20 protein-coding genes are annotated in these 19,845 nt (G+C 63.2%); 13 read left to right on the plus strand and 7 right to left on the minus strand.

The features are described from left to right. Positions 1-46 precede the first annotated feature (46 nt). Positions 47-991, plus strand: a complete 945-nt coding sequence (locus tag C444_RS04290) for a sugar phosphate nucleotidyltransferase (RefSeq protein WP_004591163.1) — start codon at positions 47-49, stop codon at positions 989-991. 129 nt (positions 992-1,120) lie between these two features. After that, complete coding sequence (locus C444_RS04295; protein ID WP_004591164.1) at positions 1,121-1,450, plus strand: DUF7510 family protein; 330 nt, start codon at positions 1,121-1,123, stop codon at positions 1,448-1,450. Positions 1,451-1,463: 13 nt separating this feature from the next. On the opposite strand, the gene C444_RS04300 is transcribed toward C444_RS04295, so the two are convergent. Then, on the minus strand, positions 1,464-2,519 hold the full coding sequence (locus C444_RS04300) for a glycosyltransferase family 4 protein (protein ID WP_004591165.1): 1,056 nt from the start codon (positions 2,517-2,519) through the stop codon (positions 1,464-1,466). A gap of 141 nt (positions 2,520-2,660) precedes the next feature. On the opposite strand from C444_RS04300, the gene malQ reads away from it, so the two are divergent. Then, positions 2,661-4,151 carry a 4-alpha-glucanotransferase gene (gene malQ / locus C444_RS04305; RefSeq protein ID WP_004591166.1) on the plus strand — a complete coding sequence of 497 codons (1,491 nt, stop codon included), beginning with the start codon at positions 2,661-2,663 and terminating at the stop codon, positions 4,149-4,151. A 6-nt stretch (positions 4,152-4,157) separates the two neighbouring features. Here malQ and C444_RS04310 read toward each other — a convergent pair whose 3' ends face one another. The 5 genes from C444_RS04310 to C444_RS04330 form a co-directional block, all read right to left on the minus strand. Beyond that, positions 4,158-5,009 carry a translation initiation factor eIF-2B gene (locus C444_RS04310; protein ID WP_004591167.1) on the minus strand — a complete coding sequence of 284 codons (852 nt, stop codon included), beginning with the start codon at positions 5,007-5,009 and terminating at the stop codon, positions 4,158-4,160. Positions 5,010-5,096: 87 nt separating this feature from the next. Continuing rightward, entirely contained in the window at positions 5,097-6,317 is a 1,221-nt protein-coding gene (locus tag C444_RS04315) for an FAD-dependent oxidoreductase (protein ID WP_004591168.1), read from the minus strand. 245 nt (positions 6,318-6,562) lie between these two features. Further along, positions 6,563-7,339, minus strand: a complete 777-nt coding sequence (locus tag C444_RS04320) for an SDR family oxidoreductase (protein ID WP_004591169.1) — start codon at positions 7,337-7,339, stop codon at positions 6,563-6,565. Positions 7,340-7,435: 96 nt separating this feature from the next. Further along, positions 7,436-8,113, minus strand: coding sequence for a helix-turn-helix domain-containing protein (locus C444_RS04325; protein ID WP_004591170.1), 678 nt, complete (start codon positions 8,111-8,113; stop codon positions 7,436-7,438). An 86-nt stretch (positions 8,114-8,199) separates the two neighbouring features. Next, a complete protein-coding gene (locus tag C444_RS04330; protein ID WP_004591171.1) occupies positions 8,200-8,721 on the minus strand; it encodes a hypothetical protein in 522 nt (173 codons plus the stop codon). A gap of 376 nt (positions 8,722-9,097) precedes the next feature. Here C444_RS04330 and C444_RS04335 point away from each other — a divergent pair, with 376 nt between their 5' ends. From C444_RS04335 to C444_RS04365, 7 genes are read left to right on the plus strand one after another with little or no spacing between them, the layout of a single operon-like run. Next, positions 9,098-11,335: a type II/IV secretion system ATPase subunit gene (locus C444_RS04335; RefSeq protein ID WP_004591172.1), complete on the plus strand. Its 2,238-nt coding sequence runs from the start codon at positions 9,098-9,100 to the stop codon at positions 11,333-11,335. Next, on the plus strand, positions 11,325-13,217 hold the full coding sequence (locus C444_RS04340; protein ID WP_004591173.1) for a type II secretion system F family protein: 1,893 nt from the start codon (positions 11,325-11,327) through the stop codon (positions 13,215-13,217). Before C444_RS04335 ends, C444_RS04340 begins: the two co-directional genes overlap by 11 nt. Continuing rightward, entirely contained in the window at positions 13,214-13,939 is a 726-nt protein-coding gene (locus C444_RS04345) for a DUF7289 family protein (protein ID WP_004591174.1), read from the plus strand. The genes C444_RS04340 and C444_RS04345 overlap by 4 nt, the downstream gene beginning before the upstream one ends. Next, entirely contained in the window at positions 13,932-14,378 is a 447-nt protein-coding gene (locus tag C444_RS04350; protein ID WP_004591175.1) for a DUF7266 family protein, read from the plus strand. The genes C444_RS04345 and C444_RS04350 overlap by 8 nt, the downstream gene beginning before the upstream one ends. Next, positions 14,375-15,079 (plus strand): DUF7263 family protein, encoded by a 705-nt coding sequence (locus tag C444_RS04355; protein WP_004591176.1) that lies wholly within the window; start codon positions 14,375-14,377, stop codon positions 15,077-15,079. The genes C444_RS04350 and C444_RS04355 overlap by 4 nt, the downstream gene beginning before the upstream one ends. Then, the gene (locus tag C444_RS04360; RefSeq protein ID WP_049909100.1) at positions 15,072-15,476 is read left to right on the plus strand and encodes a DUF7262 family protein; all 405 of its coding nucleotides are present in this window, start codon (positions 15,072-15,074) and stop codon (positions 15,474-15,476) included. Before C444_RS04355 ends, C444_RS04360 begins: the two co-directional genes overlap by 8 nt. Continuing rightward, positions 15,473-16,006: a DUF7261 family protein gene (locus tag C444_RS04365; RefSeq protein ID WP_004591178.1), complete on the plus strand. Its 534-nt coding sequence runs from the start codon at positions 15,473-15,475 to the stop codon at positions 16,004-16,006. Before C444_RS04360 ends, C444_RS04365 begins: the two co-directional genes overlap by 4 nt. Before the next feature lie 57 nt (positions 16,007-16,063). Here the strand turns inward: C444_RS04365 and C444_RS04370 are convergent, their stop codons facing one another. Beyond that, positions 16,064-16,576: a hypothetical protein gene (locus tag C444_RS04370; protein ID WP_049909102.1), complete on the minus strand. Its 513-nt coding sequence runs from the start codon at positions 16,574-16,576 to the stop codon at positions 16,064-16,066. 144 nt (positions 16,577-16,720) lie between these two features. On the opposite strand from C444_RS04370, the gene C444_RS04375 reads away from it, so the two are divergent. The 3 genes from C444_RS04375 (at position 16,721) to C444_RS04385 (ending at position 19,753) form a co-directional block, all read left to right on the plus strand. After that, positions 16,721-18,325 (plus strand): FAD-binding domain-containing protein, encoded by a 1,605-nt coding sequence (locus C444_RS04375; protein WP_004591180.1) that lies wholly within the window; start codon positions 16,721-16,723, stop codon positions 18,323-18,325. 68 nt (positions 18,326-18,393) lie between these two features. Continuing rightward, positions 18,394-19,209 (plus strand): helix-turn-helix transcriptional regulator, encoded by an 816-nt coding sequence (locus C444_RS04380; protein WP_004591181.1) that lies wholly within the window; start codon positions 18,394-18,396, stop codon positions 19,207-19,209. Positions 19,210-19,519: 310 nt separating this feature from the next. Further along, complete coding sequence (locus C444_RS04385) at positions 19,520-19,753, plus strand: HTH domain-containing protein (RefSeq protein WP_004591182.1); 234 nt, start codon at positions 19,520-19,522, stop codon at positions 19,751-19,753. Positions 19,754-19,845: the final 92 nt, after the last annotated feature.

The following is a 19,845-nucleotide window of genomic DNA, read 5'->3' on the forward strand; positions in this document are numbered from 1 at the left end:
GCCAACAATTAGTTACCACTTTATAATTCGGGTCTGACTGTGGGATATGGACGCGATAGTGTTAGCTGGTGGCTACGCAACACGGTTGTGGCCGATCACGCGACGTCGGCCGAAGATGCTACTCCCAGTCGGTGAAACGACCGTTATCGACGGCGTTCTCCAGTCACTGGAAGACGACGACCGGATCGGGACGACGTACCTCAGTACGAACGAGGCCTTTGCCGACGAATTCGAAGCCCACATCGACGAAATGGGCTACGAAAAGGCCCAACTCTCCGTCGAGAGCACGGCGGACGAAGACGAGAAGTTCGGTGTCGTCGGCGCGCTCGCACAACTGATCGACCGCGAAGGTATCGACGACGACCTGTTCATCATCGGTGGCGACAACCTGATCGGCTTCGACCCCTCGGAGTTCTTAGACTTCTTCGAGGAGCGCGACGGGCCGGCGCTGGCCGCCTACGACGTGGGCTCGCGGGAGAAAGCCAAGTCCTACGGGCTCGTCGAACTCGACGGCGAGCGTGTCGTCGACTTTCAGGAGAAACCTGACCATCCCAACAGCACGCTCGTTTCGATTGCCTGCTACGCGTTCCCGGCCGACTCGCTCCGCTTCGAGGAGTACCTCTCGGGCGACAACAACCCTGACGAACCGGGCTGGTACATCGACTGGCTCCAGCAGCAAGAATCGGTCTATGCGTTCACGTTCGACGATGTCTGGTTCGACATCGGAACGCCCGACTCGTATTTCGAGACTGTCGAGTGGAAACTCGACGGCGGGTCGCTCATCCACCCCGACGCAACCGTCGAGAACTGCGATATCGGGAACACTGTCCACGTGATGGCCGGGGCGGAAGTGACCGACAGCAGCCTCGACCGGACGATTGTCTTCCCGGACGCTGAGGTCCGCGACTGCGACCTCGACGAAACGATTCTCGGCGAGGACGTGGCCGTCGAGGGGTTCGACATGTCGGGGTCGCTCATCATCAACCGCTGATGGCTCGCGAAGATGGGCTCACCGTTCGAGTGCAGGACTCACGGTGGTCCACCGCCAGCCATCGCACCGCTGGCGAAGGACTAAGTGACACAGCGCCGTTGACTCGCCATACGCAAGCTACTTGACAACATGGCACAAACAGAAACGGAGCAAGTCACGTTCGAGATGACAATCGACGACGGCCGGACCAGAATCGATGTTTCGGGCGACCGCGATACGGCCGTCGTGGTCCGCTCGAAATCGGGCGAGAAGATATACCTGCCGCCGGAGGACTTTGACCGACCGCCGGAGGACAGGCAGACACCGTACGACAGCCCCTACCAGTCGGCTGACGGAACCGCCGACAGCCCGTACCGGACGCAGACGGACACAACGTCTGTGACGGGGCTGGAGCCGACCGCCGACGGCTATCTAATCGTTCATCCGGAGCCGGTCACGGACGTCCGGTTTCTTCGATAGGCGCGGCCGCCGGTCAGCCCTCGTCCAAGACTTCGTGGTAGAACTCGACGTGTTCCTCAGCGACTTCGCCCCAGGTCCGGACCTCGTACTCGATGGGCGTCGACAGCGATAGCGCGTGCTCGATCCCCTCGGCGATGGAGTCCGAATCGGGTTCGACCTCGATGACGCAGTCTTCGTTGAGGAGTTCCGCGGCCCCGCTCTCGCAGGCGACGACGCGCGTCCCGACCGACAGCGCTTCGACGATGGTGATGCCGAACGGTTCCGCCAGCGACGGCGAGACGAACAGGTCGGCGCTGTTGTAGTAGTCCCCGAGTTCCGACTGGGGGAGATACCCCGGGAAGTAGACCCGGTCCTCGACCCCCAGAAGCTCCGCGAACCGTTCGAGCTGTTCGGTGAGATGCCCCGAGCCGCCAAGCACCAGGCTGACATCGTCCCGGCCGAGCTTCGAAAGCGCGTACAGCAGGTACGACAGCCCCTTCTGGTCGGTGTGTCGACCGACGAAAAACAGCATCTTCCCGTCGATGCCGAGTTCCGCCTTGATGTCCCGGCCCGTCGGCTCTACCGACGAGAACCCATTGTAGATGACCGTCGAGTCGGCGTCGTACTGTTCGCGGATCCGCCGTTGTGTGAATTTGCTCACCGCGACGAGGTGGTCCGAGCGGTTCGCGACCCGCTGTTCCGTCTCAACCTCCCGCTGTGGCGGCGTCACGTTACGGTCCGCTGACAGCGAGTGGAACGTCGAGATCCAGTCGACGTCGTGGGACGACTTGGCCCGTGAGCCGGGGTTGTAGCCGAACCAGTCGTTCGTGTGGATGATGTCGGCGTTGGCCGCCTTGTCGGCGAACTCCCCGGCCAGCCGGCCGATGCGGGTAATGATGTCACCGCTCCCCGTCGAGACGCCGTGAATACCGTCGCGGTCCGGCGGGGCGTACTCCGCGGGCAATACCAGCTCGAACTCCACGTCGTCTCTCGGTTCGAGCTGTTCGAACAGCTCCCCGATAGCGGTATCAAGCCCGCCGGTGATGTTGGGTGGGAACCCCCAGCCAAGCATCAGAACGTTCGGTGGCATCTCTGTTACTGGCTCACTCATCGTAGCATCAAATGGATACAATATATATGTTTGCGTGCGCCGCTCTCTGGACCCACAAGTGGTCGCGACAGCAGCCAACAACCCCGCCCATTGAAATGCCTGTCAGGGCAACAGGTGCGTATGCAATTCGAACGACAGAGTGGCGTGTTTCTCCATCAAACGTCGCTCCCGGGACCGCACGGCATCGGTGACCTCGGTGCCGGCGCGCGGGCGTTCGTCGACTTCCTCGACCGGGCGGACCAGTCGCTGTGGCAGTTCTGTCCGCTCGGTCCCACGGCGAGTATCCACGGCAACTCCCCGTACCAGTCGTCGTCCGCCTTCGCCGGGAACCCGCTGCTCATCGATCTCCGTGACCTCGTCGACCGCGGTTATCTCACTGAGGGCGATATCGATCCGCCGGCGGATCTCTCACGACAGCACGTCAAGTACGACCGCGTGACCGAGTTCAAGGAGAGCCGGCTCCGGACCGCGTACGAGAGCTTCGACGAGAGCGCGGACGAAGCTGACCGGAACTCCTTTGCGGAGTTCTGCGAGCGCGAGGCGGGCTGGCTGGACGACTACGCGCTGTTCACGGCACTGAAAGCCGAGTTCGACGATGCTGGCTGGATAGACTGGCCAGACGATATCAGAACGCGTGAGCCAGCGGCCATGGACCGATACCAGGACGAACTCGCCGACGACATCCGTTATCACAAGTTCGTTCAGTGGTGCTTCGACAGCCAGTGGGCGGCGCTGGCCGCGTACGCGTCCGAGCGGGACATCGGCCTCGTCGGCGACCTCCCCATCTACGTCGGCCTCGATTCGGCGGACGTCTGGGCGTACCCCGAGGTGTTCCGACTCGACGACGACCACCAGCCTGCCGAGGTGGCCGGCGTTCCGCCAAATCCCGGCGACGACGGCCAGCGGTGGGGGAATCCCGTCTACGACTGGGAGACGCTCCGTGCGAACGACTACGGCTGGTGGGTCGACCGGTTCGAGCGCCTGTTCGACCTCGTCGACATCGCCCGCATCGACCACTTCAAGGGCTTCGACGAGTTCTGGTCGATCCCGGCCGAGGCCGACGACCCGGCCGCCGGGCAGTGGCGCGACGGCCCCGGCGCGCACTTCTTCGAGACGGTCAGAGACAGGCTCGGCGAACTCCCGTTTTTCGTCGAGGACTTGGGATTTCTCGACGAGAGTATCGTCGCGCTCCGGGACCGGTTCGGCTTCCCCGGCATGCGCGTTCCGCAGTACGCTGACTGGTGCGAGGAGGGCCACATGTACCAGCCGATGCACTACCCGGAGTCGGCCGTCGGCTACACGTCGACCCACGACACGGACACTATCGTCGGCTACTACCGCGGCCTCTCGGACCGCCAGCGCGACTGTCTCCACTACAACCTCGGCACTGATGGAGACGAAATCAACTGGGACCTCATCGAGGCGGTGTGGAACTCGAACGCCGTCGTCGCGATGACGACCATGCAGGACTTGCTCGGCCTCGGTAGTGAGGCCCGGTTCAACGTCCCCGGCACGGCGACCGGGAACTGGCAGTGGCGGGTGACCGAAGACGGCCTAGATACCGACATGGCCGAGCGGCTCCGCCAGGTCACCGACAGGACAATCCGATAAGACCCTTCAGAACTGTAGGATGCCGTCCTCCGTGACGACCGTATCGAGCAGGCGGGTCGGCGTCGCATCGTAGCCCGGATTGCCGATGTCGAACCCTTCCGGCGGTTCGAGCATCACGTCCGACCCCTGCCGGAACGTGTTCCTGAAGCTGAAACCGCTACCGATGAACTTCGACGAAGTTCCGACGACGGTCACGGGAACATCCATCTCGTTGGCTGTCGCGGCCAGTGGCAGCGTCCCGATCCGATTGTACACCGTATCGTCGATGAGGCAGTTCATGCCGACGAAGACGCGGTCGGCCTCCGAAAGGTAGTGGCCCGCTGCACCGTCGACGATAAGCGTCACGTCGGCCCCGTCCCGGTCGGCCAACTGGCGGGCGGTTCGACGACCCAGGAAATGCGGCCGCGATTCGCCCGCGTACAGGTGGAACTCCTTGCCGTCGTCCAGCGCCGCCATGAGCGTCGCCATCACCGTCGAGGAGTTCTCGTGTGTCACCAGCACATCGCCGTCGTCGATGAGCGTCGCCGCTCGCTCCGCCGCGCGGTCCTTGCTGGTCTCGATTTCCGTGACGACCTCGTCGATGGTGTCGAGCAGTCGCTCCTTGGCCGCCGGGACCGAGTCGGGATCGGCGTCTTTCAGGTCCGTCACGATGCGTTGCTGCGTGGTGTACAGGGGCGCGTGCGAGCGGTTCGCCCGCTGGAGTGCGCTGCTGTTGCGCTCGACGACACGGAGGAAGTCCTCGACCGTGTGGCACTCGCGGTCCGTCAGTTCGCGGAGCGCCCTGGCGGCTTTCACGGCGGCAATCGAGGAGCTCTGTGTCTCCATCTCCTCGATCTGCCGCACGGTCTCGTTTATCATGAGGACATATCCGGCTGCCACCCTTATAACGGTACAGCCGTCCGATAGTCTTCTTTCCCGGTTTGAACCAGGTCACAGTAGGCATGGCTACGCCGACCCGACCACGTCTTCGTCAGTCGGTCCCTGGCCGTCGAACTCGGCCACGAGCGCGTCCAGTTGTTCTGGGTCGTCGACGTTCGGGAGCGTCTGGTCCGCCGTCCGACAGACAGTGTCGACACCGAGGTCGTCACAGACGAGGTCAGCCGTCGCCTCGGCCATCTGCCGGTAGGTCGTCAGTTTGCCGCCGACGATGCTCGCCATGTTGTCGACGCCGTCGTCGGCGTGATTGAGCAGGAAGAAGCCTCGCGAGATGCCGCGGCCGCGCTCCGCCTCGTCAGGCGCGTACAGCGGCCGGACGCCCCACCAGGTTCGGACCTCGGGCGCGTCCGCGACCGGCGGCAGCATCGCCGCACATTCCTCGATACTCTCTTCGACTTCCCACTGCTCCGTCTCGTACTTGTCCGGGTCGCGGACGGGCACGCTCGTCGTTCCGAGGACGGCCTCGCGCTCGTGTGGCACGACAATGTCGCCGTCGTCGGGGTCCCGACAGCGGTTGAGCACCAGCCCGAGGTCATCATACTCGACCGAGACCATCACGCCCCGCGTCGGTTGCATCTCGACGTCAAGGCCGGCCATTGCGGCGAGTTCGCCTGCCCAGGCACCGGTCGCGTTGACGACGTAGTCGGCTTCGATAGTGTCCTCGACTGTCCCGCCGACCCGCACGCCGGCCACTTGTCCGTCCTCGACGAGTACGTCCTCGACGGGCGCGTGTGGGTGTATCGCTGCACCGTGGTTGCGGGCGTCCGCGGCGTTCGCAGCGACGAGCCACGACGGATAGATGACAGCGTCGGGAACCTCGAACGCGCGCTCAATATCTGCTGTGAGGTCGGGGACTCGCTCGTGGGCTGCGTCGTCGTCCAGCGTCTCTACGGGGATACCGATCTCCTCGCAGGCCGCCCGCTTGGCCTCGAAGTAGTCGGGGTCGTCCCCGGTGAGCTGGACGAACAACCCACCGGTGTCACGGATGCATTCCCCGGCGATCTGCTTGAGTATCCGGTTTTCGGTGATGCACTCCTCGGCACCGATCCGATCCGCCTCGGCGTAGCGGGCCCCGCTGTGCAACAGTCCGTGCGAGCGCCCGGAGGTACCGCTTGTCAGCCCGTTCCGCTCGACAAGCGTCACGTCGACGCCACGGAGTGCAAGGTCACGAGCGACGCCAGCGCCGGTCGCGCCACCACCGATGACGAGGACATCCGTCTCAATTGCCATGTCTGTGGTTAGGGTAGCTGACGTAAGGCTCCTCCGATGCCGGGGGTTTCGGCAACTGTACGTCCCGTTTCAGCGATAGGGACCCCTCTCAAACGATGTAGACAAACACGGTGTGACAGTGCGACAGTTTAGAGCTTAACAACCGGTTTCGGCGGCCAGTACCGTCGCCCACGCACAAAAAACAGCGGAGACGGCGTTTCGAGCCGACTGTCGCTACATCGCGTCCAACGAGCGCCGCGGCCGCATCAGATATCCTGGCCAGTCGGTCTGATCAGGAGTTCGTTCACGTCCACGCGGGCGGGCTGGCTCGTCGCGTACACGATGCCGCGAGCGATGTCGTCGGGGTGAAGCATCGGGAGGTCCATTTCCGCGAACTGCTCCAGCACCTGCTCGTCCGGCACGTGTGTCGCAAGTTCCGTGTCGACAGCACCCGGTTCGATAACCGTCGTCCGGATGCCCTGTGTCGTCACTTCCTGCCGAACTGCCTCAGTGAACGCGTTCACCCCGAACTTCGTCGCGTTGTAGCCGCTCGAATCGGCTGACGCGCGGCGTCCCGCGACGGAGGAGACATTGACGATGTGTCCGCTTTCCTGCTCTTGCATGATCGGGAGCACCGCATGGGTGAGGTTCATCAGCCCGAGCAGGTTCACCTCGACCATCTGTCGAAGGTTCGAGCGGTCTGCCCGTTCCAGCGGTTCGAGAAGCATCACACCGGCGTTGTTGACGAGGATATCGATGCGACCGTACTCGTCTGTTGTCGCCTCGACCAGCGAGTCGATGTCGGCCTCGTCGGTAACGTCGGTTGGTACAACCAGCGCGTCCCCACCGGATGACTCGATTCGGTCCGCAAGGGCCTCCAGTTCGTCAGCACGCCGTGCCGCGAGCGCGACACTGGCGCCCGCGTCAGCGAGCGCCTCGGCAGTTGCCTCACCGATCCCCGATGACGCGCCGGTGACAATCGCAACGTCGCCTGCAAGTCGCTGTGTGTTCTGGTCGTCGTCTGTCGCAGATTTGTCTGCCATCGGTGTCCAGTAGCTGCGACAGCCACGAGCGTGCTTTGCTTACTGATAAGCCCATTTATACGGCAGCAGGGAAGCCACAGTCAAACAGGAGCGCGGCTACCGTGCAAGTGCGTTCCGGAACTGGGCGGGGCCGACCGTCGAACTGATGAGCTGTTTTTCGGCTCGGCGCAGGAGGTCGGACGCCGCGGCGGCCGACACATCGAGTTTCTCGGCGAGTTCCGCCGTCGAACACCGACGCGGTGAGTCGTAGTATCCCGAGGAGAGGGCGATAGACATCGCCCGATACTGCCTGTCTGTGAGGCCGAACTGGTCGCGCTCGCCGGGGTTCTCGGGGTCTGAGGCGATGTTCAGTAGTTCGAGCGGGATGTCGTTGACTGCACACCGGTCCTGTAGCGCACTGAACGCGTCGTAGTCCGAGAACACCTTCTGTTCCCGTATCCCCTCGCCGGTGACCGTCGCATCCATCGCAACGCCCTCGAACTCTTCCGGGTCATGTGACGCGATGAGATCCGGTGCGTTGTCGACGACCACCTTGTAGAACCAGCCATCGGCCGTCTGCCCGATCTCCGCCGCGTCGGTGAGCTGTGGCCGCGCGTCGAGTTCGCGCTCGAAGGCGTCGCGGGAGCCAGCGTCGACGCTAACTGTAAGCAGCAGTCTTCCGTCTTCGAGGCCGACGGCGTTCGAAATCGAGAGTTCGCCGCTCGGAACCGAGTCCGCCACATCGACCAGCGGAAGCGTCTCGTCCGCGAGAAGGATTTCAGCAACGATGGCCATAGCGTGCCATCGGATTCGACGTATATAGTCGCCAGCATAGCGATTACAGGCGCACACCGACAGCACCGCTCCGGGTTCACAGCCCCTCAGTCAGCGCTGGACGCTGTCTCACCGCCCAGCAATTGCTGTAGCTGTTCGACCAGGGAGCGGCTTGCGGGCTGCCCACGATACACCCGCACGGAATCGAAGCCGGCATACCCGTGGTCCCCGGACTCGTCGCGCTCCCAGTACAGCCATGCTGTCTCCTCCCCACCGTCGAAGCCCATCTCATCGACTGGGAACGTGAGAGCGAGCGACGCCTGGCCGTCCGCGGAATCATCGTCTGGTTCCCTGATCTCGCCCTCGTCGACAGGCCGAGCGCCCTCACCGTCTTCCAGTACGAGGCGGGAGCCAAACCGATAACGGACGGCCCGCTCCGTGGGGTCGAACGTCTCGCTGTCCCCGTCACTGTTGACGAACTCTGACTGCTCGACTGCGACGGTGATGGTGTCGTGTTCCGACAGGTCGATGAAGTTCTCCGCGTTCTCGGGCTGGATATCGACCGCGAGTTCGACCGGGAAATGCGCTGCTGCAACGCCGCTCAGGCTCGGAACCGCTGCCGCGGTCACTGCTGTGCCAAGTGTACCTTTGAGGAGCCGTCGTCGTGTGGTGGGTGTCGATTTTGTGCTATCGTTGCTCGTCGGTGACTGCGTTTCTTTCATCCAAATGAATTTACTCGCTGATACATTTATGATAATTCTGGTGCATATCTCGAAACACCGAGTTATGGGAGACAGCGGACCCAAAAGCAGGTCCAGATTTCCTAATTAGCGGTTTTTTGATGTTATCAGAGGGCCCTATTGTATTCGTATGATTCTATGCTGACAGAGCATTTCAATTGCCTGTACTCTCATCATATTCTCTATGCGGAGCAATTATATTTTAATTAAATTTCCAAAAACAAAGTCTACAACTTTAAGTACAATGGTTAGTTTAAAGCCGCGTATGACTGCACAGGCTGGTACGGAGACCGCACCGGTGGTCCCCGCACCGATGCCACCGGACGCCGCCGACGCCTGGTACGCGCCGGACGTTCGTGAGCAAGACGAGGTGTATCCGGGCGTCGTCGTGACCGTCCGACGGGGACCGAATGGGTTCCGGTACGATGTCCGTGATCCAGTACTTTCAGCGGCAGAGGCCGACGCACTGTCGACTGTCGAGTTACACTTCGAAGGTGCGAACATCGAGCGACCACGGACGCGTGAGGGGGCGGTGGAGCGAATGAACGGGGGGTTCGACGCGAAACACCGTCGGGTCATCGACCGACTGATCGACGCGTCGCCAGCGAGTCGTCGTCGAATCGAGTACCACGCGCTCTCGTCACTGGCGTGTTTCGACGACCTGACTCCGTACGCGCTGGATTCCCGCATCGACGTCGCAGACGTAACTGACGACGGCGTCGTCGTCCATACCGACGATTACGCCCCGGCCGAGACTGACCTCGGACCGGACCCGGCGTATCTCAACCGATTCGCGAGCGAACGTGTCGAGCGCCACACTGTCCGGTTCCAGGGCTTCGAAATTCCGGTCGTCGTCTACCGCGAGCATCTCCTCGGTGCCGACCCGTTCACGACGAAGTACGCGGTTCGAGAGCCGGACCTGCTCCCGGGCGACGAGCAACTCATCGAGGTGTGTAAAGAGCGCGTCTGGGAGACCGGAGTCAACGGCGTCGTCGAAGACCGCGTCGAGTTCGTCCGGGAGCGCACTCGCTCGCTCCTTGCCCGGCAGCTAACCGTCCGTAACACGACCGAATGGGTCGACGCCGCCCGCTACCGGGTCCGGTCGGCGCTGGCCGAACTCGATCTGGCCGTGCCGCCGGTCGACCATCGGTTTGCTGACGACCGTCTCGACGACCTGCTGTACTACGTCCTTCGGGACCTCGTCGGCTACGGCAAGCTCACCGTCCCGATCCGGGACCACACGCTGGAGGACATCGAGGCCAACCGGATCGACGAACGCGTGAAGGTCCTCCCGCGCGCTAACCTCGGCCACGACGGCCGCGTACCGACCAATCTCGCCTTCGATTCGGAGGCGGCGTTCGTCAACGTCGTTACGCAGTTGGCCGCCGACGATGGTGTTGAACTCAACGCCTCGAACCCGAGCGCGAAAGTCAACATCGACCCCGACGGAGACGGCCTCCACGACGCCGACGATACCATCCGCTGTGCCGTTGCCCTGCCGACTATCAGCGAGGGCGGGCCACACATCTCTATCCGGAAACAGTCGGGCGATGCGATGACACCGGTCGACCTGGTCCAGCGTGACTCGCTGCCGACGGAACTGGTCGCGCTGCTGTGGCTCCTGTACGAATCCCACGGTGTCGTCCTCTTCTCGGGACCAACTGGAGCCGGCAAAACGACCCTTATGAATGCCCATATGCCGTTCATCCCGTATCGGGATCGTCCCATCAGTATCGACGAAGGGTCACGCGAGGTCCGGATTCCCCACGAGACCGGTGTTTCGCTCACCACTCGGGACCACGAACGGGACCACCGCCGCGTGACGATGGCCGACCTGATGACGCAGTGTAACTATCTGAATCCGGATGTTGAGGTCATCGCTGAGATCAACACGGCCGCGTCCTTCGAAACGTTCGCTGAAACGCTCAACACTGGCCACGGCGTTATCGGGACGACCCACGCCGACGACATCGAATCGCTTGTCAACCGCGTTATCGAGAAGGGCGTGCCGACATACCTGCTCAAAGAGATCGACCTCGTCGTGTTCCCTCGGCACGTCGATGGGGAGCGCTACGTCGGCGAGGTAGTCGAGTTCGTCGATGATCCGTCTGTCGTCGAAGGTTCGAACGACCGGAGCGGGACGATACATAAGGACGGGACCACTATCCACTGGAACTCCGTCTGCTGGCGACGGCCCGACGGGAGCTTCGAACTCGCCTACGACCACCCGCAGTTCGGCGACGACCAACGGCAGGTCGACACTGGTATTTTCGACCGACTCTCGGCCCTCCGTGATGAACCGGTCTCGGCCGTCGAGGACGCGTTCCACCGTCGCCACCGTTACGTCCAGTACCTCGTTCAGGAGGGACTGACTGATTTCGACGACCTGTTCGGCGTTTTGGCCGACCTGGAGACGAACGAGGCAGCGACGGTCGAGCGACTGCGGCGACAGGCCGGCACCCCCGACAATCCGCACTTGGAGGTCAGTACGGGTGACGACTGAGGCCGGCGGGACGCTCGGCTTGCTCGACCGGGGCCTGTACGCCCTGTTCGCCCACCATGCCGAGGACGACCGCCACGCAAGCACGCGTGACCGCTATCGGGCCGCCTATCCAAGCGCCGGGTTCGGCGTTTACGTCTCCAGAGTGTACGGACTTTCGTGGCTAGCGCTCTGTGTCGGTGTCGTCGGAACTGCGACGATAGCGATGCTCGTACCGTCGGGGACCTTCGACTCGTTCGTCGCGGTGCTCCAGCAGAGCCTCCCGGTGATTAACCGACTGGCGCTCCCAGAAGTGCCTCGGCTCCTCGTGGCTACTGTCCTCGGAGCTGTCGCTGGACTTACGCTCAAACGGGGCGTATTCGTCGCCGGGAACCGGTATCTCTCGTGGGTCGCCAGCGCACGGCGAGCGGACATCGCAGCCACGCTCCCCGGCGCAGTCCGATACCTCAGAGTCCTCGCCTCCGGAACGCACGACCGACGCGAGATGCTACGCGCCGTTGCCGAACAGGACGCCTACGGCGAGACGGCGGTCGCCTTCCGGCGCGCACTCAATCAGGGGATTCTCACCGGCAGTCTCGATACCGGTATCGAGCGGGTCGCCAGCGAGACGCCTTCACGGGACCTGCTTGCGCCGTTTCTGCTGAAGTTCCGCGAACACGCGAACCAGAGCGCTGAGGCGCTGGAGGGATATCTGGAGATGGAGGGGCGCTTGCTCTCACACGAGCAGAGCCGACAGCACGAACGGGCGACCGGCTATCTCGAACTCCTCGCGGAACTGTTCGTCGTGTTGCTGGTGTTGCCCGCGCTCGTCGTGCTCATCGTCACTGTGATGGGTATTCTCGCGCCCGGCCTCTCCGAGCCCGTTGCGACACCGCTGGGCGAGACGACTGTCCGTGCCATCGTCGTCTACGGGAGTGCGGCGTTCGTGATGGCTACCGGTCTGCTGGCGGCCTTCGTCGTTGCTACGCTCCGACCGCGGAACACAGCCGCCCCGAATTACAGCCTGCCGGACAGCCCCGTTGCGATATTCGCGACAATTCCTTCGAACCCTGCGAGCGCGCTCCTCGCCTGCGCGCCCCTGGGTGCGGTCGTCGCGGCAGGCCTCTGGTCACTGGGCTACCGTCCGGTCAACGTCGCGCTCCTCTCGTATGCCACCGTCGGCGTTCCCGTCGGTGTGGTAACGGTCCGCCGGGCCAGAGCGGACGACGCGAAGGATCGAGAGATTCAGGACTTCGTTCACGCTGTCGCCGGCCACGTCGCGCTGGGCCGCCCGTTTCCAGAGGCGGTCCGACGTGTCGCCGACGACGTGGAACTCGGGGCGCTCGCCAGCGATGTCCAGTCACTCGCGTTCACACTGTCGCTCGGTGATAGCCCCGGCGACGCCGCGGCTGACAGGCGGGCCGCGGCACTCGATCAGTTCGTCGACCGCGTCGGTACGCCGATGGCTGAACAGACCATCGGGCTGGTCGTCGGCGCATTGGATACGGGCAGCGATGCGGAGGACGTGTTCGAGACGCTCCAGACAGAGATCGGGCAACTCTACCATCTCCGGAAATCCATCCGCTCAGCCCTGCTCGTCTACGTCGCCGTCGGTTGGACGACGGCGCTGCTCGTCATCGGTATCACCGTTGCCGTCAACGTCTACGTCCTCGATAGCTTCGCGCAACTGTCGTCAGTTTCGGGCGGTGCGAACATCGCCTTCGACCCGAGCGCGATCAAACCCGTCCGGGAGCAACACCGGTTCTATGTCGTCACGCAGGCGACGATGCTGGCCTGTGGCTGGTTCGCCGGCACAGCGAGTCGCGGGACGTACGAGGCTCTGTTACACTCCTCGGGATTGGTACTCATCGCCTACGTCGTTTTCGCGGGGGCTGGTCTGATTTGATTGGCAACACTGACGCGCAGTCCCACGTAGTCGGCGTGGTGCTGTTGCTCGGCCTCACCGTCGTTGCACTCGGTGGACTGACGGCTGTCGTCGGGACTGTCGTCGACGGGCACACGGCGACTGCCGACGAGGCCCGCGTCGCCAACACGTTCGAGACGGCGTTCCGGCCGGTCGAGCGGACGGGCCACCAGACGGCCCGTGTTCGGTTTACTGAAGGGCAGTTGACCACAGTGGAGCGAGAGCTCCGAGTCCGCAACGACTCCGGCGTCCAGCGAACGGTCTCCATCGACGCAGTGATGTACGACTCCGGTGACAGCCGCGTTCGCTTTCTCGCCGGGAGCGTCGTCCGCGGAACGGCGAGGAATGCGTGGCTCGAAACTGATCCGCCAGTGACGGCGACGCGGGACGACACGGCCGTCATCGTCGGCGCGCCGCTCGTCAACGCCAGCGGCGGCACAGTGTCCGGGACGGGCGGCGTCTCCGCACGCATCCGCCAGAACGTCAGCCACGAGCGCGAACGGCTCCCGCCCGACAACTACAGCGTGGCTATCGAGACGGAAACGCCCCGTCCGTTCACCGAGTACTTCCAGCGGGTTGGAGCAACGACGCGAGTCAAAGACATCGACGGCGACGGTGTCCAGAGCGTCGTAGCAACGTTCCCGGGCCGCCAGACGCTGTATCTCGTCCGCCACAACATGCGGACGGAGGTGGGGCATGGATAACCGCGCACTCAGCACTGTCGTCGAGAAACTGCTGAGCATGGGTCTCGTGCTGCTGTACATCGGATTAGTGACGACTACGCTGTACGGTGGCACTGTCCCGGCGTATCAATCCGCTGTCGGGACGGAACTCGGCGACAGAACGCTCGCCGAAGCGACGGCCCGCGTCGAACAGGCGATTCCGCCGAATGCCCGGGCTGTCTCGGCAACTGTTCGGGTATCGCTGCCGGAGACCATCGACGGGGCAGGGTACAGCATCCGGACTGACGGACCTGCGCTCGTCCTCGACCATCCCGACCCAGAAATCGGCGGTCGGACACAGCCGCTGTTGCCTGATAGAGTCGATACCCTCGCAGGCGAGTGGCAGAGCGGCAGTCCAACCGTGGTCACGGTTTCCGGAACGCGAGGGAGCGTGACGGTGACACTGGAGGAGGAGCGATGACCGTGCCGAGCCGTCGCTGTGACAATTCCACACGCGCACAGACGTCGCTACCGGCGCTGGGAATCGCGCTCGTGTTACTGACCGTCGTCACCGGACTGGGGGTCGCCATGGCCGACACCGCGATTGCCGGCGCGGACAGGGCCCCCGATGAGCGGCGGGTCGCCGCCGCTATCGCTGACCAGCTCGTCGCGGGGGACGGTCCACTGGCCGCCCGGAGCAACGTCCTCAACCAATCTCGGGTGGACGACTTCGACCAGTCCGCTCTAGAGGAGAACGCACCGCCGGCCAGCGAGTATGCGGTCAGCGTCAAATTGGCTGACGAGGAGATAGCACGTAGCGGCACGGTGCAGGGCGGTACGCGAATCAGTCGTCTCATCGTGGTCGAGGCGCGGGAACCACGAACACTCACGCCCGACCTGACGACGACCGACGCGGTGACGCTCCCTCGCCGGAGTGCGCGGGCGACAGTGACAATCGACCCGCCCACCGGTACGTCTGTCTGGACGGTCCGCGCTAACGACCGGGTCGTCCTCCATAACAGAAGCGGGCTGGACGGCAGCTACGAGGTTTCGCTGGTGCCCTACGAGACGACGGAGCTTCGCTTCCAGCGCGCCGGCCGACTCGAATCCGGCAACGTGACCGTAGAGTACGATGCCCCGCGGTCGACGAAGGAAACCCTGGTGGTGACCGTTGATGCGTAGAGCCCAGCTACCATTGTCGCTCGTGGAAGTTGCCCTCGGGACAGTGCTGATTCTCGGTGTCGCGCTCGGGTTTGTACTGGGGACGCCAGCACCGGATCGACAGGGACCACAGCTTGACGCCTATGCCTCGGACACGGCGACCCTCCTCGCTAACGACCCGCCGCGACATGACGGTGCGACGCGACTGCAGGAGGTCGTTTCGAGTCCAGCAGCCTTCGACCGGGAACAGGATGCACTTTCGAACCGGGTCGCCCGAATCCTGCCCGACAATGTCCTCTTCCGGGTCGAAACACCGCACGGCGCGGTCGGAACACCGACGCCACAGGGCGTCAGCACTGGGACCGCAACTGTACCGACGGGACACGGGAGTGTCCAAATCATCGTGTGGTACGCATGACCCGGCGCGGCCAGCTAGTCCTCGTTGCGGCCACGGTCGTGGCTGTTGCACTTGTCCCGATTCTCTTTGCGTCCCTCCAACTGGGCTATCACGACGACGTTCGGTCGACAGCCGATTACGACGACGATCCCTCGGCTGATGCGCTTCGGGTCCTTGAGCGAGCCGTCGCAACCGAGAGCGCATCCATCCCAAGCCAGTACGCTTGGTCAGCGAACGATTCGGCAGTGACGGCCGTTCGCACTGGACTGGAGCCTCAGATCGACCGTCTCCAGACGTCCCAAATCGAGGACGGTATCCACTACAATACAACCTACAACGGTACTGCGGCACGGAAGTGGAAAGACGCGAACTGTCCCTCCGGACCGGGCCGCCAGTTTGGGGTCTGCGTCGCCGACCGTGGCGTCGTCACTCAGGACCGCGTGGGCCGCACGCACGTTCTTGCTGTCGGCTTCGACGTGACGACGACGACCGAACGGGGCGAAACCACTGTCACCGTAGTTCTGGAAACCAGCGGTCGGTCATCGCGGTGACTGTCTGAAACAAAAGCTGCCTCTCCCGCCGCAAATCAGGAGGCTGTCCGTAGTGTGTTATTCCGTCTCGCCCGGTGTCTCAGTTCGAACCTGCGATCGGATCTGTTCGAACGTCGATTGCGGGAAGAGCCCGGTGACGCTATCGACTGAGAGGGTATCGATGAGGCCGGCCGGCGGGCCAGTGACCAACAGCGCACCCGCCCGGGAAATGGAGTCATCGACAGTGAGACCGAGCTCAGATGTCGCACGCTCCTCGAACGAATTGATTGCGTCTTCAGCAAGGTCCTCCTGTGCGGTACGGTACTCTGCTTGCGCCTCACTCTGTGTGAGGTTCCCCGCCTGAAGTTCGGACTGGATCTCCTGTTGTCGTTCCTGCAACTGCGTCTGGTCTGGTTCGACTCCGACCGTCACCGTCGCAGGCTCCCCGCCCGCGCTCTGGCTTTGTGATCCTGTACCCGTGTTCGGTCCGTCGTTGTCGCCTCCCTGAAGGGCGTTACAGCCGGCGAGCGACACTGTCGCGCTCGCTCCGGCGAGTTCCATGAATCGTCGGCGTGTGGACTCAAATTCCATTATTGGCTAGCGCGGGTCCCGCGGTGTAACCCTTCTGGTAGCCGACCGCGGCCCCCAGTCCCTGCGGTCGCCCTCTTGAACACTGTGGCTTCGAGAGACGAAAGACAGTGGTGCCTGTGGTCCAATGATGAATCAATAGCGCGTATGGCGGGACTGGAGCCGGGGAGCACGCTGGACGCACCACAGCAAGACGTGATTCCGACGCTTGCCGACGACGAAGCTGGGACGGTCGTCTGGCACCGCGAACACCTTCGGATTCGTGACCAGGCTGCAGTAGCGAGGGCTGCAGCATCCGAGTACGTGCTTCCGCTGTTCGTGTTCGACCCGGTGTTTTACGGCGCTGATGGCCTCGCCTGTGACAGCCGCATCCGGTTCCTGCACGACTGTCTGGCCGACCTCTCGGACCAGTATCACACCGTGACCGGCCGCGGGCTCACCTACGCCCACGGGGATCCGGTGGACGTACTGCGGCGGTTCCGCGAGGCTGGCTGGGATATCGTGACGATGGCCGTTCCCACTGGACGCTACGGCCAAGAGCGGGACCGTCGCGTGCAGGAACAGTGCGGCGTGACATTCATCGACGGCGACGGGCTGATTCGCGACCGAACAGAGACTCGCGAGGGGTGGCAGGACGACGTGTCGGCGTGGTTCTCCGCCGACCAGTACGACTGGGACCCGAGCACGGTCGTCTCACGGAGCTTCGACAGCGGTACCGACATCGATGTGATCGAGGACCACTACGACGTCACGCCGTCGAAGTCCGACGTGCCTCGCGGCGGGACCGGGCCAGCACGCGAACGGCTATCGGCGTTCGCCGAGCGGATCGACGACTACCCGGGGAACATCTCTGCGCCGACAGACGCGCGGGACGGGACCAGCGGACTCTCGCCGTATCTCGCCTTTGGCTGTCTCTCCGTGCGACAGGTCATCCAGTACATCGACGAGCACGCACCCGACGGTCGCGGAAAAGAGATGTTCGTTTCGCGGTTGTTCTGGAACAAACACTACGAGCAGAAGCTCGAAGACTGGTCCGGCTGGCTCGATACGGCAGTGAACCCGGTGTTCGAGGGGTTCAACGCGGAGCAGTACGATCCGGATCTGGTGGATGCCTGGAAGCACGGACGGACTGGGTTTCCAATGGTCGACGCGTCGATGCGGTGTCTCAAACAGACGGGCTGGCTCAACTTCCGGATGCGGGCGATGTGTGCATCGGTCTACTATCACCTGCTCCAGCAGCCCTGGCGGATCGGCGCGGACTGGTTTTACCACCACCTCATCGACGCTTCTGCGGCGATCAACTACACGCAGTGGCAGTCCCAGTGCGGGCTGGTCGGCAAGCCGACGCTCCGGCTGTACAACCCCCGAAAGCAGGTCCGCGATCAGGACCCGGACGGTGAATTCATCCGTCGATGGGTGCCCGAACTCGACTCGCTCCCCGACGAGCACCTCGCCCGGCCCGAGCAGACGCCGGTCCACGTGCAGGCGTCCTGTGGCGTCGATATCGGTGAAACGTACCCGCATCCGGTAGTCGACTACGACGCGGCCCGACAGGCGTTACGCCGGCGGTACGAGGCGGTTCGTGCCGACGCGGCCGACGCCCTACGCGACCCAGCGATTGCCCGTCGAGCCTCTTTCTCCGGCGGCCGTGACGCCGCTGTACGTATCGCTACGGAACACGGGACGGATGCCTCAAACAGCGAAGCAAACGCCGGGACCCAGACCAGTCTCGGCTCGTTCGGCGACGAGTAGGGCCAACATCCGTTCAGTGTTGCCAAACGCCAAAGAGGCTAAGACGGTCGCCGACCCACACGTGTACAATGGCGGAGGGACCGGACGATACCGTTTTCGAGGACTGCCAGTTCCTTACTGGGTCACCACAGCGGTTCGCGGTGTTGGCCCAGCTCCGGGAGCGGCCGGCACGGCCAACCGATTTGTGTGATACGGTGGATGCGACCCGAACCACAATCCAGCGGATACTCGCGGGCTGCTCCGAGCGCCAGTGGGTCGTCAAACGGGACGGTGAGTACCGGCTCACAGTGACTGGACAGCGGGTGTTAGACCAGTACACGGCACTCATGAGCGAGGTCGAACGGGCACGGGCAGTCGGTCCGCTGGCTGCCCACCTCGGTTCCATCGCAGCGGACCTCCCGGCGGAGCTGTTAGACCCCGATTGTCTCACGACGAGCTCCGAACAGAACCCGCTGGCCGCGATTGATCGGTTCACGGACTGGCTGCACGAGGTCGACGGCGACGTTCGGGCCATCTCGCCTATCGTTACATCGGTGTTCAACGATGTCGCGGTGGACCTGCTCGAAACGGGGACGCATATCGAGTTCGTCATCGACCATAGTGTTCTCGAACGGTCAGCATCCGATTTCTCGGACGCACTGGAGCGAGGCGTCGAACACGAGAACATCGATACGTACGTCCACGATACTCCGCTCGATATCGGCCTCGCGCTGGACCGCTCGCGGGTCTGTCTGGCGGCCTACGACGACCGGAACAACGTCCGGGCGATAGCCGAATCTGATGCCAAAGCGGTGTATAACTGGGCTGAGACAGTGTTCGACCGATACAGAGCGCGGTCACAGCCGCTTGAATCAGTCCTGTCGGTGCAGGAAAACAAGCAGTAATCCAGTCGCTCACGGATGGAGTCCGGTGGAAGGGCCGAAGGGAGCACTGGTCGGCGGGCCAGCACCCACTGGAGGGCGGGATTGCGTATCCCCGAAACATAGTATAGCCGGTGGGTGCCTATACTTATTTGCTGTAACTGTTTCGGGATATAACACATGTTACAGGGGCTGTAACAGCTGCGGAACTTCATGCCAGTCTGATCCGACATCCGGGATCGTTTTGTGACAACAACAGGCTGTGTTTCTATACTTTCACCCAGAATGAAATAATAGCCGACAGTATAAGTGTGTGGCAATCATTGACAGAAGTATGTCTCCGCCTGGACGAGAGATCCAGTACACTGAATCGGACGTTATCGAGGTGTTCAAACACCGAAGCGATTACGCGGAGCCACTCACGGCGTCGGAGGTAGCGGACAGACTCGGCTGTTCGCGCCGGACTGCGCTGAACAAACTCCATGACCTCGAATCGGAGACGGATATCACGAGCAAGAAAGTCGGGGGCCGGTCGCGGGTGTGGTGGATCCCAGTCCGAGCAGACTGATCTCGATTGGTGTAGATTACCTGTGGATAGTGTTGCCCTCGGGGTTGCCACATACCGGAACATCGCTCCAACAAGCCGGATGCGTCGTCATG

The organism is Haloarcula japonica DSM 6131 (assembly GCF_000336635.1).
Taxonomy (GTDB): Archaea; Halobacteriota; Halobacteria; order Halobacteriales; family Haloarculaceae; genus Haloarcula; species Haloarcula japonica.